The organism is Ruegeria sp. L12 (assembly GCF_056531745.1).
Window position 1 is genome coordinate 274760 of the sequence record NZ_JBQFMH010000005.1, and the last position, 14759, is coordinate 289518.

14 protein-coding genes are annotated in these 14759 nt (G+C 62.4%); 4 read left to right on the forward strand and 10 right to left on the reverse strand.

What is annotated here, in order from left to right:
• Positions 1 to 14 precede the first annotated feature (14 nt).
• From ACR0K9_RS10795 to ACR0K9_RS10840, 10 genes are all read right to left on the reverse strand, one after another.
• Entirely contained in the window at positions 15 to 566 is a 552-nt protein-coding gene (locus tag ACR0K9_RS10795) for a carboxymuconolactone decarboxylase family protein (RefSeq protein WP_480823048.1), read from the reverse strand.
• On the reverse strand, positions 563 to 1471 hold the full coding sequence (locus ACR0K9_RS10800) for a branched-chain amino acid ABC transporter permease (protein ID WP_480823050.1): 909 nt from the start codon (positions 1469 to 1471) through the stop codon (positions 563 to 565). The genes ACR0K9_RS10795 and ACR0K9_RS10800 overlap by 4 nt, the downstream gene beginning before the upstream one ends.
• Entirely contained in the window at positions 1468 to 2328 is an 861-nt protein-coding gene (locus tag ACR0K9_RS10805) for a branched-chain amino acid ABC transporter permease (protein ID WP_480823052.1), read from the reverse strand. The genes ACR0K9_RS10800 and ACR0K9_RS10805 overlap by 4 nt, the downstream gene beginning before the upstream one ends.
• A complete protein-coding gene (locus ACR0K9_RS10810; protein WP_480823054.1) occupies positions 2328 to 3077 on the reverse strand; it encodes an ABC transporter ATP-binding protein in 750 nt (249 codons plus the stop codon). Before ACR0K9_RS10810 ends, ACR0K9_RS10805 begins: the two co-directional genes overlap by 1 nt.
• Positions 3077 to 3832 (reverse strand): ABC transporter ATP-binding protein, encoded by a 756-nt coding sequence (locus ACR0K9_RS10815; protein ID WP_480823056.1) that lies wholly within the window; start codon positions 3830 to 3832, stop codon positions 3077 to 3079. The genes ACR0K9_RS10810 and ACR0K9_RS10815 overlap by 1 nt, the downstream gene beginning before the upstream one ends.
• Positions 3826 to 4563, reverse strand: a complete 738-nt coding sequence (locus tag ACR0K9_RS10820) for a sulfatase-like hydrolase/transferase (RefSeq protein WP_480823131.1) — start codon at positions 4561 to 4563, stop codon at positions 3826 to 3828. Before ACR0K9_RS10820 ends, ACR0K9_RS10815 begins: the two co-directional genes overlap by 7 nt.
• Positions 4454 to 4837, reverse strand: coding sequence for a hypothetical protein (locus tag ACR0K9_RS10825; RefSeq protein ID WP_480823058.1), 384 nt, complete (start codon positions 4835 to 4837; stop codon positions 4454 to 4456). The genes ACR0K9_RS10820 and ACR0K9_RS10825 overlap by 110 nt, the downstream gene beginning before the upstream one ends.
• A 93-nt stretch (positions 4838 to 4930) precedes the next feature.
• Positions 4931 to 5275, reverse strand: a complete 345-nt coding sequence (locus ACR0K9_RS10830) for a sulfatase-like hydrolase/transferase (protein ID WP_480823060.1) — start codon at positions 5273 to 5275, stop codon at positions 4931 to 4933.
• Between the two features lie 17 nt (positions 5276 to 5292).
• Positions 5293 to 5874 (reverse strand): TetR/AcrR family transcriptional regulator, encoded by a 582-nt coding sequence (locus ACR0K9_RS10835; RefSeq protein WP_480823062.1) that lies wholly within the window; start codon positions 5872 to 5874, stop codon positions 5293 to 5295.
• A gap of 274 nt (positions 5875 to 6148) precedes the next feature.
• Positions 6149 to 7009 (reverse strand): LysR family transcriptional regulator, encoded by an 861-nt coding sequence (locus ACR0K9_RS10840; protein WP_480536001.1) that lies wholly within the window; start codon positions 7007 to 7009, stop codon positions 6149 to 6151.
• Positions 7010 to 7117: 108 nt separating this feature from the next.
• Here ACR0K9_RS10840 and ACR0K9_RS10845 point away from each other — a divergent pair, with 108 nt between their 5' ends.
• From ACR0K9_RS10845 to ACR0K9_RS10860, 4 genes are read left to right on the forward strand one after another with little or no spacing between them, the layout of a single operon-like run.
• The gene (locus ACR0K9_RS10845; RefSeq protein ID WP_480823064.1) at positions 7118 to 8662 is read left to right on the forward strand and encodes a trimethylamine methyltransferase family protein; all 1545 of its coding nucleotides are present in this window, start codon (positions 7118 to 7120) and stop codon (positions 8660 to 8662) included.
• Positions 8659 to 9948, forward strand: a complete 1290-nt coding sequence (locus tag ACR0K9_RS10850; RefSeq protein WP_480823066.1) for an aspartate aminotransferase family protein — start codon at positions 8659 to 8661, stop codon at positions 9946 to 9948. Before ACR0K9_RS10845 ends, ACR0K9_RS10850 begins: the two co-directional genes overlap by 4 nt.
• The gene (locus ACR0K9_RS10855; protein ID WP_480823068.1) at positions 9945 to 12344 is read left to right on the forward strand and encodes a GcvT family protein; all 2400 of its coding nucleotides are present in this window, start codon (positions 9945 to 9947) and stop codon (positions 12342 to 12344) included. The genes ACR0K9_RS10850 and ACR0K9_RS10855 overlap by 4 nt, the downstream gene beginning before the upstream one ends.
• Positions 12344 to 14755: an FAD-dependent oxidoreductase gene (locus tag ACR0K9_RS10860; RefSeq protein ID WP_480823070.1), complete on the forward strand. Its 2412-nt coding sequence runs from the start codon at positions 12344 to 12346 to the stop codon at positions 14753 to 14755. The genes ACR0K9_RS10855 and ACR0K9_RS10860 overlap by 1 nt, the downstream gene beginning before the upstream one ends.
• Positions 14756 to 14759: the final 4 nt, after the last annotated feature.

Below are 14759 nucleotides of genomic sequence, written 5' to 3' on the forward strand. Positions count from 1 at the left end.
CCTCCTCTGAGTGGTCATGTGCTGGCGGGGACCTCCTCGACCCCATCTTCCAGCGTCAGTTGCAATGCGTCGTTGAAGCGGTTGAACGCCCCGCACAGCGCGATGCGCCAGGTCAGCTCGACGATCTGCGCATCGGTGAAATGGGCGCGCAGGTCAGTGACCTCGGCATCCCGCATCCGGTTGGCGCGGGTGGTGACGGCCACGGCATAGCGCACCACCATCTTGTCGACCTCGTCCAGTTCCGGGTGATCCTCGACATCTGGCAGACGCGCGATGCCCTCGGGGCTGAGGCCCGCAACCTCCAGCATCGGCGCGTGGTGCGAGATGCAGTAGGTGCATTCGTTCAGCTTCGACACCGTCACCAGCGCCAATTCCAGCGCGCGGCGGGGCAGCACCGCCTCGTCCCGCAGGTCCAGCAACATGCCGAACAGGTGCTTCAGGATCATTGGGCGATGCGCCATCGCACCGACCAGATTGCCGAACGGGCCATAGCGGTTCATTTCATCAAAGACGGCGCGGGCCTCATCCGGAAGAGAGTCAGCCGAGAGGGGAGAAATCCGGCTCATGACAGTTCTCCGTCTTTCGCCTGCAGGCGGTATTCACGCATGAAACCCTGCGGGCGGTAGATCAAGAGAAGGATGAGGCCCACGCCGATCAGGATCAGGCGTAGTGATGCGGCCTGTCCTGCGTCCAGAAACGGCATGAGGTCTTTCAGGAAACGGGTGCCTTCCAGCAGCACCATCACCGATACAGCGCCGATCATCAGGCCGGTGTTCGATCCGCGCCCGCCCGCAATCACGGCCATGAAGGCATAGGCGGTAACGAAAGCGCCGAATTGTGTGGGGTCGATATAGCTGAAGTAAAAGCTGTGCAGGCTGCCCGCCGCGCCGATGATGGCCCCGCCTGCGGCAAAGGCGCGGACGCGGAAGGACAGCGTGGTCTTGCCCAATGTCGAAGCGACCAGATCATCCTCGCGCAGCGCCCGCAACACGCGTCCGAAGGGCGAGACCGTCAGCAGTTGTGCAAAGACAAAGCACAAGGCGAAGACCGCGACCGAAATGGCGAGGAACATCAACTCATAGTTCAGGCCCGAGGCAATGCCGGACAGCGGTCTGGGGATGCCGGGCAAGCCGTTGGCACCACCGGTCAGCCAGGTCTCGTTCAGCAGGAACAGGCGGACGGCCTCGGCAAAGGCGAGTGTGGCGATAGCCAGATAATCCTCGCGCAATCGGGCCGAGACCAGCGCCACCAGCGCCGACAGGATCACAGTCACGATCACCGCCAGCGCGGCAGCGATCAGCGCGGGCACCCCGGCCAGCGCCGACAGGCCCGCGACATAGGCGGCAACGGCGAAGAAACCGAAGATGCCGAAATTGACCATCCCGGCCTGACCCCATTGCAGGTTCAGCGCCAGCCCGATCAGGGCCGAGATGATGACGAAGATGAGAATTGCGGTGAGATAGCCGATCATCTGCTGATCCTCGCTTTGCCAAACAATCCATGCGGGCGCAGCAGCAGCACCAGCACGATAATCAGAAAGGCCACGGCCTGACGATAGGTGGTGGGTAGGATCAGGGTCGACAGCTCTTCGGCCACGCCGATCAGCAGCGCACCGACGACAGCCCCCAGCGGGTTGCCGATGCCGCCCAGAATGACGGCGGCAAAAACCGGCAGGATATAGTTCCAGCCCATCAGCGGATCGACCACGCCGTCCATGCCCACCAGCACCCCGGCAAAACCCGCCAGCACGCCCGAAATCGCCCAGACCGCTGCGATGACGTAGTTACGGTTGATGCCCCGCACGCCCGCCAGATCGGGGTTGTCCGACACCGCGCGCATGGCGCGGCCCAGCGGCGTGCACATCAGGATGAACCACACTGCGACCATGGCCAGCAGGGCAACGATGACGATGGTGATCTGTTCGTTATTGACGCGCATCCCCATCCAGCGATGCGGGCGCGCCACCGCGATGTCATAGCCGCGAATGTCCGACCCCCAAAGGAACCGCACCACATTTTCCAGCACGAAATAGACCCCCATCGACGCCACCAGCAGCGTCACATGGTCCGAATTGCGCAGCGGCCTATAGACCAGCCGGTCCGTCAGCAGCGCGACCGAGGCCAGCCCGACCGCCCCAAGCCCTGCGGCCAGCAGCAGCGGCGCGCCGATATCGACGTTGAAAAACAGCGCGATATAGGCCCCCATCGTGATCATCGACCCGATGGCGAAGTTGGGAAAGTTCAGAACACCGTAAGTCAGCGACAGCGCGATGGCGGGCAGGGCCACCAAAAGCCCCGAGACCACGCCGTTCAGCAGGATTTGCAACATCACACAGACTCCGCCGCTGTGGCATCCGCCGTACCCATATAGAGCGCGTGGATATCCGGATGGTTGAGGAAATCGGCGGCGGGCATCTGCGCCCGGACCTGACCCGAGACAAGCACGATGGCGGTTTCCGAGATCACCATCGCCTCTTTCACATTCTGTTCGATCATCAGGATTGAAACGCCCGCATCGTTCACGGCCTTTACGGCCTGAAACATCTCGGCCACGTATTTCGGGGATAGCCCGGCGCTGGGTTCGTCCAGCAAAAGCAGCGACGGGTCGGGCATCAGCGCGCAGCCAAAGGCCAGCATCTGCCGCTGACCGCCGGACAGATTGCCCGCAATGTCGCCCTCGCGATGGGCAAGGTCGGGGAAGATGTCGAACACACGCTCGCGCGCGACTTTTAGGCCTTTGGCGGTTTTGGCGATGAACTCATAGGCCAGCCTCATGTTCTCGCCGATGGACATGTTGCGGAACACGTTGTGTTCCTGAGGCACGTTCCCCAACCCGGCGCGGGTCTTGGACGGCGCGTTCAGCCGGGTCACATCGGCGCCGTTCAGCGTGATCGTGCCCGCGCGCGGCGTCAGCAGGCCAACCAGCGATTTGATCAGCGTCGACTTACCCGCCCCGTTGGGCCCCACGATGGTCGAGATCGCGCCTTCGGACACGGTGAACCCCGCACCCTTGATGATATCGCCGCCGCTGCCGTAACCGGCGCGTAAGGAATCGACTGTCAGGATCGGATTGCTCATCACACCATGCTCCCCAGATAGGCTTCCAGAACGCGTGGGTCGGTAGTGATCTGCGCGAACGAGCCGTGCATCATCTCGCGCCCTTCGGTCATCACGTAGACGCTGTCGCACAGGCGCTCGATCATCTCCATGTCGTGTTCGACGATGGCGAATGTGACGCCTTCGGCCTTGAGCGACAGGATGAAATCGGCCAGCACGCCCTCCATCGTCGGCGCAACACCCGCGGCGGGTTCGTCCAGCAGGATGACCTTGGGCGACAGCATCATGGCGCGCAGAACCTCAAGCAGTTTTTTCTGTCCACCCGACAGGTTCGCCGCCGACTGATCAGCCAGTCGCCACAGATCGACCCGTTCGAGCAGGGCGCGGGCCTGTTCGATGGCCTTCTCTTCTTCTGCGCGGATACGGGCGCGGGAAAACAGCGAGGCGGCGATGCCTTCGCCTAGTTGTCCGGGGCGTGCCAGCAGCAGGTTTTCCAGAATGGTCAGCGCGCCCAGATCGCAGCTGATCTGAAAGGTGCGCACCAGCCCCTGTTCGGCCAGCTTGTGCGGCGGCAGGCCGGTGATGTCTGTGCCGTCCAGCGTGACCTGCCCGCTGTCGGGGCGGAACGCGCCGCCGATGGTGTTGAACAGGGTGGTCTTGCCCGCCCCGTTGGGGCCGACAATCCCGGTCACCTGCCCGGTGGGTATGTCGATTTGCCCGACATTCAGCGCCTGAAAGGCCCCGAGTTTCTTGGTCAGGCCTGAAATCTTCAGCACGCGTCCCCTCCCGTGTTCCAGATTTTCTGCGCCTTGCCGTCGGTTGCGTAGGGCAACCAGTAATCCGACAATTGCTTGGGTGTGTGTTTGATGCGGTGGCTCAGCAACGCCTGTGCGCAGGCGGCCAGGGCGGCTGCATGGGCCGGATCACCGGCCAGATTGTCATGACAGTGCGGGTCCGCGTTCAGGTCATACAGCAACGCGGACTGCGCAGGGAAATGGATGTATAGCCAGTCCCGCGACATCAGCGCGGTAAAACAGCAATCGTCTACGTGATCCGGCAGTAGATGAGCCAAACCCGGGTTCAGGCGCAGCTCGCGGAAATCGGTTTCCCACACCGTATGCCAGCGCCAGTTCTTGGGCGCGCGACCCCGCAGGAACGGGGTCAGGGCATGACCGTCGCAATGCGGCGCAGGCTGGCCCACAGCCTCGGCTATGGTGGGCAGGATGTCGATGGTTTCGGTGAAGGCGTGGCTCACGGTGCCGTGGCTGACGGCGTGGCGCGGATCTCGGATCATAAGTGGCACGTGGAACAGGCCCGGGAACGGCCCGCGCCGCCCGTAGATCCAATTGTCGCCCAACTGGTCGGCATGGTCCGAGGTGAAGATGATCAGCGTTTCATCATACCGCCCGCTGGCCTTGAGATCGGCGATCAGCGCGGAAATAGCGTTTGGACCCGTAAGCCTCGAGGGATGCGGCCAGAAACGGGTGGCTGTCGGAAACCTGGGCAGGCGTAGCGGGCCGCGCCGGGACTGACAGGTCCGCGGGGTCGAACATTCGGTTGAACGGTTCGGGTGCGACCATCGGCGGATGCGGGCGCAGGCAATTGAGGTTCACGAACCAAGGCTGCGGCCCTATCTCGACGATGTAATCCCGCGCCGCGCCAAACATGAAGGCGGTATCGCTGAATTCCGCCGGGTACTGGCAGGGTGCATCGGGTTGCGCCGGATCATAGCCGCCTTTGGGCAGAAAGATACTTTCGGGATCGTCGCCCTGCTCGATCACGACCCCCCGCCCATCCAGCCAATCGCGCCACGCGGCAAAGCCGTCATGGTAGAAGAACCCCGCGCGCGTTTCGAACCCGGGACAGACCCAGGGCTACAGCTGCGCGGTATTATCGGGGTCGTTGGGGGTATCGGTATAACCGAACAGAACCGGCGTGCGACCGCTGTCCGCTACCAGATGCGCAAGGGTCGGAACGCAGGCGGGCAGTGGAGTTTCATTGCTGACCTGCCGGTGGTTCATCAGGTACAGCCCGGTCAGCAGCGACGCCCGCGACGGCCCGCAGGGCGCGGCCTGCGCGTGGTGCCGGCGGAACGACATCGCCTCGGCCGCGAAGGCGTCCAGATGCGGCGTTTTCACGTCCGGATGCCCCCATGCGGCAATAGAATCCCCGCGCCACTGGTCGGCAATGACCAGCAGCACATTCCGAATTGCTGACATATTTCTCCTGTTTTTTTCTAGTTTGCGTCCTCGGCCATGGCCTGGATCGCGTGTCTGAAAGCGTTCTTGAGGGACGCCATCATCTCGGTTTCAAATTGCGGACTGTGATAGACCAGTGATTGCACTTTGAGCCCACGCAGCGCGCAGAGCACCAGATTGATGCAATCGCGGATGGCACCTTCGTCCCAGCCTTGCGCGGCGAAGGTGTCGTGCAAAATGGTGTAATAGCTGTTGAACAGATCGCGCAGCCCCTTGGCCACGGGTTCGGCCAGTTCATCGTCATTGCGCGCTGCAAGCGTCAGCTCCAGTGAAGGCAGAACAACATCATCGGCAAACATGTTCTCCCACGCGCCGTCGACAAAGGCGTCGACGTCGAATGCGCCGTCCTTGAGATCAGCAACCAGCCCACGCAAACGCTCGGGGACCTCCTGCCAGAGATCAAGCGCCGCATCCAGCAGCAGCGCATTGCGGTTGGGATAGTGGTGAAACATCGCCCCCCGCGAGACACCGGCCTGACGGCAGATTTCCGGCGTCCCGGCATTGCGAAAGCCCTTCTCCATCAGCGTCAGCAAGGTGGCGCGCCGCAATCTGGCACGCATCTCTTCGCTTTTTTGTTGTTGTCTACTCTGGGTCATGGGCCTTCGAATCGTCCTCGGTGTCGAGGTTGGTTTACGTTAGGATGACCCGGACGTCCCCGTCAAATAAAAAACATACACGTCTGTTTTTATTATCTGCAGAAGTAAATATCTTTGAACGAGATCACTCTATCGCCTGCCCATGATCGGCATTGGACGTCGCTTGCCGAAACACGCATTTTCGCCCGACCAACTCAAAGCTCCTAAAACTCTTTTAATTACAGTCAAATGGGATGCGTCAACTCGTAAGCCATTCCATAACCTGCCGCACCTCTCGTCGCACGGGGCGGCTTCCCCGAACCTCAATGAAATAGCCATGTGTCGGGGGAATGACCTCATCAAACAGCCGAACGACCCGGCCCTCGGCAAGGTCCTGATCGATCAAAGGCAACCAGCCGATCACGATCCCCTGCCCTTGCGCCGCGCCGCGCAACAGAGCGTTTGCGTCCTGAAATATCGCACCGCGCAGCCGGTCTGAAACCGCCACATTCATAGCGGAAAACCAATCCAGCCACCCCCAATGGTTCCTTTGATGCAGCAAAGGCAGGTGCAGCAGATCTTTTGGATCCTCAATCGGTCCATGGGCAGCCAGAAAAGACCGAGAGGCAATGGCAACGGGGCTGAGCTCCAGCAGTTTGATCGCGTCATCCGATGCTTCGGACATGCGGTCCCAACGGATCACGATATCAACGTTTTCATGCGTGCGCGTTCCGGGTTCGAATGATGGCACGACCTCAAGCTCGGTATCGGAGTGGATTTCCCAGAAATCACTGATCCGTGGCATCAACCAGCGCGCTGTAAGGATCGGACCAGCGGCCAGACGCACCACTTTGCGGGACCGGCGGTGCAGCGTACGCACCGCGTCATCCAAAATTCCAAAGGCCTGTGCGGTGGCCTCAGCCAGCCTTTCGCCGTCTTCGGTCAGCGTGACATTTCGACCGCTGCGGACAAACAACTGCGTACCGAGCTGATCCTCCAGACCGCGAATATGGTGGCTGATGGCCGTCGGCGTGACTGACAGCGCCTCGGCCGCGGCGCGGAAGCTGCCCTGCCGGGCCGCGGTTTCGAAGGCGCGCAAAGCGGGAAGTGAGGGCTTCATCACAGGACTATTGATTAGTTTTTCTCATTGGTTGCTGAGAAAGTTGCTTTTGTAAATGGCAAAGCTCTCTGGAAAACTACAATAACGCATAGCAAAACTCATGAGTTGATGGTCCATTCCAGCCGACGCCGCGGTCGCAAAGACCGATTGAAAGACACCGCTCAGGACGATGCTGCCCCGCCGGTCTGGCCGGGCGTGGTTGCCGGGCGGTTCAAGCCGCTTGCTCTGGATGAGGTACAGCGGGTCGAGGCTTCTGCATTCTCCCTGCTGGCGGCGCTTGGCCTAAGTCAGGCCACCCCTTCGATGATCGACAAGGTGATCGCGGCGGGTGGCGCGCTGACCGATGACGGGCGGCTACTGTTTCCCGAAGCGCTGGTCCGCTGGGCGATTGATGGGGCGCAACGCGGTTTTACTCTGTGCGGGCAGCGGCCCGAACACGACCTGAAGATCGAAGGCGCGCGCGTGCATATGTCGACCGGCGGGGCGGCTCCGGGGGTGTTCGATCTTGATACGCATTATTATCGCGATTCCACCCTGCAGGACCTTTATGACGCGGCGCGCATCGTGGATCGGATGGACAATATCCACCATTTCAGCCGGTCGGTGGTGGCGCGCGATATCGAAGATACCACCACAATGGACCTCAACACCGCTTATGCCTGTCTGACCGGCACGTCCAAACATGTGTCGATTTCGATCACCGAACCGCAGAACGTCGCCCTGATTGCCCAGCTTTGTTATCGCATCGCAGGCGGTGAGGCTGCGTTTCGCGCCCGACCCTTTCTGACGGTCATGGTCTGCCACGTGGTGCCGCCGATGCGCTTTGCCGAAGAGGCCTGCGAAGTGCTGGAACTGGCGATCGGGGCGGGTTTTCCGGTTCAGTTGATCAGCGCCGGTCAGGCCGGGGCGACCAGCCCTGCGACAATTGCGGGCTCGCTGGTGCAGGCGGTGGCCGAAACGCTGGCCGGACTGGTCTTTGCGCGGCTGGTCGATCCCGAAGCACGGGCGATCTTTGCGCCCAAACCGCTGGTGGCCGATCTGCGCACCGGTTCGATGAGCGGCGGCGGCGGCGAACAGGCCATTCTGATGGCAGGCGCCGCGCAGATGGGGCGGCATTGGGATTTGCCCACCAGCTCGATTGCCGGGATCACCGATGCCAAGCGGCTGGATGCGCAATACGGGGCCGAGAAATCGCTGGCCGTGACTATGGCCGCCCATGCCGGGTCGAATATTGTGACGCAAGCGGCGGGCATGATGTCCAGCCTTCTGGGCGTCAGCCATGCTGCCTATGTCAGCGACAATGACCTGTTGGGCAACATTCTGCGCACCATTCGCGGCATCGAGGCGACGCCCGAGAACATCGCCGCCGATATCATCGCGGATGTGTGTCGGGGTGAGGGGCACTATCTGGGTGAGTTGCACACGTTCAGCCGGATGAAATCCGACTATTTCTACCCCGATATCGGTGATCGCCGCGCCCCCCGCGACTGGGAAGAACAAGGCGGGCAGCGGATCGGCGATGTGGCGCGCGAACGAGCGCGCGACATTCTGCAAAGCCACTTCCCCACGCATATCCCCGATACCATCGACCGCGACCTGCGGGACCATTTCGACATTCGCCTCACACGGGCCCAGATCGGACGACCGGAATGAGACAGTCTGACCTCAACACACGCGCCCGGGCGGCTCTGCCCGGCGGCGTCAGTCACGAACTGCGCTATCGCGACCCGCATCCCGTCTTCATCGACCGCGCGCAAGGGGCCGAGAAATGGGATGTCGAGGGGCGGCGGTACATCGATTTCAAGATGGGCAGCGCCAGCCAGATGCTGGGCCATGGCCATCCCGCGATTGTCGAGGCGATCCAAAATCAGGCCGGGCAGGCGATTTTCAGCGCCGATTGTCACGAGGCTGAGATCCAGTGGGCCGAATGGGTCAATCATCTTTATCCCTGCGCCGAGCGCACGCGGTTTACTGCTTCGGGCAGCGAGGCGACCATGTTGGCCTTGCGTCTGGGCCGCGCGCACTCCCGCAAAGACCATGTATTGCGGGTGGACGGGCATTATCACGGCTGGCACGACCATGCGCTGAAAGGGGCCAAACCCGGAACCGATCAAGTCGCGTCGCTGGGCGTCCCGGAGGCGGTGAGTGACCTGATCCATGTCTGCGCGGCGGACCCTGATGCCATGGGATACGCCTTGCAGGATGACCGCATCGGCACAGTCATCATCGAGGCGTCCGGGGCCAATTACGGCTGTGTGCCGTTACCGACCGGGACATTGCAGGCGCTGCACGACGTGGCGCGGGCGGCGGGTGTGGTTCTGATCTTCGATGAGATCATTACCGGGTTCCGCTGGTCTCCGGGCGGGCGGCAGGCCCGCGATGGTATCGTGCCCGACCTGACGACTCTGGCCAAGATCGTCACCGGCGGCCTGCCCGGCGGCGCGGTCTGCGGCCGGGCCGAGATCATGGAGTTGATGAACAATACAACCGCTCGCGACGGCATTGCGCCAGCGGTCAGCCACAAAGGCACGTTCAATGCCTCGCCTCTGGTCGCGGCGGCGGCCTGCGCCGCGATGCCCGTGCTCGCCAGTGGTGAGGCGCAGACTCAAGCCGATGCAATGGCCGCGCGGATGCGCGACGGCATGAACGCCGCGCTGACCGATCTGGGCGTGCCGGGGCTGGCCTATGGCGAAAGCTCGGTCTTTCATCTGTATCTTGGCGCCAACGGTCTTGATGGCCTTGGCCCCGCGCAGATACGCGGGCTGCCCAAAGCCACGGTCAAAGCTTATCGCGACGGGATGCTGGCGCGCGGGGTGGATATGATGTCCTACACCTCGGGCGTTACATCGGCGGCGCATGAACCAGAACTGATCGACGAAGCGTTGGAAGCGTTTCGCGCGACCCTGTCCGAAATGATCAGTGACAGGGTGCTGCCATGACCCTGCCCTCGCACGCCCGCACGGTCATCATCGGCGGTGGCGTCATCGGCTGTTCCATCGCCTATCATCTGGCGCGTGAGGGGCGGCGGGACATCGTGGTTCTGGAACGCTCAAAACTGACCAGCGGCACCACATGGCACGCCGCCGGGCTGGTGCGCCGCCTGCGACCCTCGGCAACACTGACCAAGCTGATAAACTACTCCATTGATCTCTATGGCGAGTTGGAGCGTGAAACCGGGCAGGCCACCGGCTGGACCCAGACCGGTTCGCTGACACTGGCGACCAACCCCGACCGGCTGACCAATATCAAGCGGCAGGTGTCGCTGGGCCGTGCTTTCGGACTGGAGGCCGAGGTGGTCGATGCCGCCCGCGCGCAGGAGCTGTGGCCACTGATCACGGTGGACGATGTGATCGGTGCGGTCTGGTCGCCTGCGGATGGCCGGGTCAACCCGTCGGACGTGGCGCTGGCCCTGTCCAAGGGCGCAAGAGCGCGCGGGGTCCAGATTTTCGAAGACACCCGCGTTACCGGGCTGCAAAAGAAAGACGGGCGCATTTCCGGGGTTGAGATCGGCAATCATGTGATCGAGGCCGAAGAAGTGGTGATCGCCGCCGGTCTCTGGTCGCGCGAAGTGGCCGAGATGGCCGGGGCGCATATGCCGCTTTATGCCTGCGAACATTTCTACATCCTGACCAAACCGCTGGCCGAGGTGCAGGCGCTTGGCAAGGGCGCTCATCTGCCCACGCTGAACGACCAAGACGCCTATCTCTATGCCCGCGACGATGTCGAGGGGCTGTTGGTCGGCTCGTTCGAACCTCATGCCAAGGGGATTTCGACCCGCGATCTGCCCGCCGATTTCTCATTCGATCTGTTGGATGAAGATTGGGATCACTTCATGCCGATGATGGAAAACGCCCTGCGCCGCATTCCGGCGCTGGAAACTGCCGAGGTGCGGATGCTGCTGAACGGGCCGGAAAGCTTCACGCTCGACAGCCAGTTCATGCTGGGCGAAAGCCCCGAGGTGCCGGGCCTGTTTCTCATGGGCGGCATGAACTCGACCGGTATCGCGTTGGCGGGCGGCGCGGGCAAGGCGATGGCCGAATGGATCATCGCCGGGGAACCGACGATGGAGCTGAACGAGGCCGATATCCGCCGTTTCAGCCCGGAAATGAACGTGATGGGCGCGCTTGAGGCGCGCATCCCCGAAGTGCTGGGCCGCCATTACGACAATCCCTATCCGGGCCGGTCGATGGAGACGGCGCGCGGCCAACGCCGCTCTCCCATCCATGTGGGACTGGTGGCCGCCGGGGCGCGCTTCGAGGCGCGTGGCGGCTGGGAACGCGCGGTGCATTTCGGTGGGGACGCTGCGCATCTACCACTGACCTTCGGTATACCCGCATGGCGCGATCAGGTCGGGCAAGAAGTTCAGGCTTGTCGAACAGGTGCCGCCATTCTGGACCAGAGCGCCTTTGGCAAGATCATGGTGCAGGGGCCGGATGCTACAGCTTTTCTCAACCGGCTCTGTGCGGCGCAAATGGATATCCCCGTGGGACGCATCGCCTATACGCAAATCCTTAACACGCGAGGTGGCGTGGAAAGCGACCTGACCGTGCAACGCCATGGGCCGCAGACCTATTTGCTGATCGTTGGTGCCGGTGAGGTTGCGCGCGACATGCAGCGGATGCGCGAAACGAAAGGTACTTTCCGCGTCGAATTCACCGATGTGACCAGCGGCTACGCCATTCTGGGGCTGGCAGGGGCCAAAGCGCGCTACGTGTTGCAGGCCACCACGAACGTGCCCGTTCCCGATCTGAAACGCTTTCATTTCGCCCCGGTCGAGATCGGGTTGGCGCGTGGCTGGGTTGGGCGGCTGAGCTTCACCGGGGAAGAAGGCTATGAGCTGTATATCCCCGCCGATATGGCGATGGCCGCGCATGAGGCCTTGGTGGCTGCGGGTGCCACCCATGCGGGGCTTTATGCCAGCGGCAGCCTGCGCATCGATAGCGGGTTCCGCGCCTTTGGTCACGAACTGACTCCGGGCACCACACCGCAAGAGGCCGGGTTGGATGGCTTTTGCGCCTTTGGCAGCGGTTTTGTCGGCGAAGAGGCATTGAAAAAAGCGGGCCGCGCGACGCGCCGCATCGTCTCGCTTTTGTTCGATGATCCGGATGCGATCCCGATCCATGACGAACCGGTCTATTATGATGGAAAGGTCGTCGGCCAGATCACCTCGGCTGCGTGGAGCTATCGCTTCGGGCGATCGCTTGCCCTTGCGATGGTTAGCGCTCCGCTTGGGCAATTGGCCGAACAAACGATTCTGCCCGGTTTCGAAATTGAAATCGCCTGCGCCCGCTTCGCCGCCCGCGCCACTCTCAAACCCGCGAAGGAGGCGTTCTGATGTCGGACATCCCCCGCACCACCCGTGTCGCCATCATCGGCGGCGGCATCATGGGTGTCGCGGCGCAGTTTCAACTGGCCGAAAACGGCTGGACCGACACCATCCTGTTCGAAAAGGCCGAACTGACCAGCGGATCGACCTGGCACGCGGCGGGGCAGATTGCCCATGCGGTGGGCAGCCGGATCGCGGGCTGGATCAACAAAACCTCGATCGAGACCTACAAACGCGTTGAGGCGGAAACCGGTCAAAGCATCGGCTGGCACGAGGTCGGCGGGTTCCGCATTGCCACCACCGACGATGAGGTCGACTGGATGAAGTCGATCATGGGTGTGGGCAAACTGCTGGACCTGCCGATGGATCTGGTGGGGCCCGAGGAGGTTGCTCGCGTAAATCCGTTCTACAGAACCGACGATATCAAGGCGGCGGTGCGCACCTATCAGGACGGGCACATCGATCCCTCGGGCGTCACCATGGCGCTGGCGGCGGCGACCCGTGCGCGCGGGGCTAAAATCGAGCGGCACAATCAGGTGTTAGGGGCCAGCCGCAAGGGCGATATGTGGCTGCTGACGACCGAAAAAGGCGATGTGCTGGCCGAACACGTGGTGATCGCCGCCGGGTCCTACGCCAATCAGGTGGGGGAATGGTTCGGGCTGAAAATCCCCTCGGTGTCGTGCCTGCATCATTATCTCGTCACGGATACTGTGCCCGAGTTCGAAGGCCGCCCGGAACTGCCGGTGATGCGCGACAATGCCTATGGCGGCTATATCCGGCAGGAACAAAAATCCGGCCTGATTGGCATCTACGAAGGCCATGTCTGCCCCACCGTCTGGGAGATGCCGCAAGGTGCGCCCTGGGCTGCGGAAAATGAGCTGTTCGAGGCCGATTATGACTCGATAGGCGATTTCCTGATGGTGGCCTTTGGCAAAATGCCGGTGCTGGCCGATCTGGGCATCAAGCGTGTGGTGCGCGGCGCGATCACGCATACGCCGGATGGCGGGATGCTGGTGGGGCCATCGGGTGTACCCAATGTCTGGCTGTCTTGCGGCTCGTCCATCGGCCTCGCCTGGGGTGGCGGGGCTGGCAAGGTGCTGGCCGACTGGATGGTGCATGGCGCGGCCGAAATCAACACGCGCGGGCTCGACCCGCGCCGCTATGGCGATTTCACCACCGATCATTTCATTGTCGAGCGCACCAAAGATGAATTCATGCGCCGCCACGACACGCCCCGCCCCGGAAAACAGTTCGAAAGCCTGCGCCCACTCAAACGGCATCCGCTCTATGACCGGCTGGCCGCCAAGGGCGCGGTGTTTGGCGAGATCGCCGGGTGGGAGCGCCCGCGCTATTTCGGCAAAGTGGGCGAGGTTGAGCGGATAGGTTGGGGGCATCAGAACTGGCACGCCAACGCCATGGCAGAGGCCAAGGCCACGCGCACCGCGGCGGGGGTGATCGACCTGTGCGCCTTTGCCCAGTTCGAGATCACCGGCAAGGATGCGGCGGCGCTGCTGGACCGCCTGTCGGCCAACCGTATTCCCCGCAAAGACGGGCGGATCAGCCTGAACCACCTGCTGACCGCACAGGGCCGGTTCGAGACCGAGATCACTATCTGGTGTATCGCCGAAAATCATTATTTCACCGGCTCGGCGATTGCCCGCGCCAATCCGGATTTCGGCTGGATCAAATCCCATATCCGCCCCGGTGAAGACGTCCGGATGATCAACCGTAGCGCCGATTGGGGGATGTTGGCGCTGTCCGGCCCGGCCTCGCGTCGTATCTTGTCGCAGCTGACCGATGCGGACCTGTCCAGCGCCGCTTTCCCGTGGCTTTCGGGGCAACAGATCGCTATCGCGGGCGTGCCTTGCTATGCCCTGCGCGTGTCTTTTGTGGGCGAGTTGGGGTGGGAACTGCACGCCCCGCTGAACCGTATTGCCGAAGTTTACGACGCGCTGTTCGACGCGGGTGCGGCGCACGGGCTGACCGATCTGGGCTCATACGCCTTCAATGGAATGCGCATGGAAAAGGCCTATCGTGCCAGCGCTGAGCTAACCACCGATGTCGGACCGCTGGATGTCGGGCTGGACCGTTTCGTCGCAGCCGTGGGTCGGGAGTTTCTGGGCAAACAAGCTCTGCTGTCCCGTGACCCGGAATGGGAACTGTTCTACGCGGAACTCCACGCCGACGACATCGATATTCATGGCGGTGAACCCGTGCTGCTGAATGGCCAGCCTGTCGGGCTGACCACCTCGGGCGGCTATGGCTATACTGTTGGCAAGTCGCTGGGATGGCTGTTCGTGCGGCGCGGCACACCGCCCGAAGGCCTCAGCGTGCAGATCCTGAACCGAGACATTTCCGTCACCGTCCATCACGACGCCATTTATGACCCGCAAAACCTGCGGCCCCGATCCGAGGATTGAGACC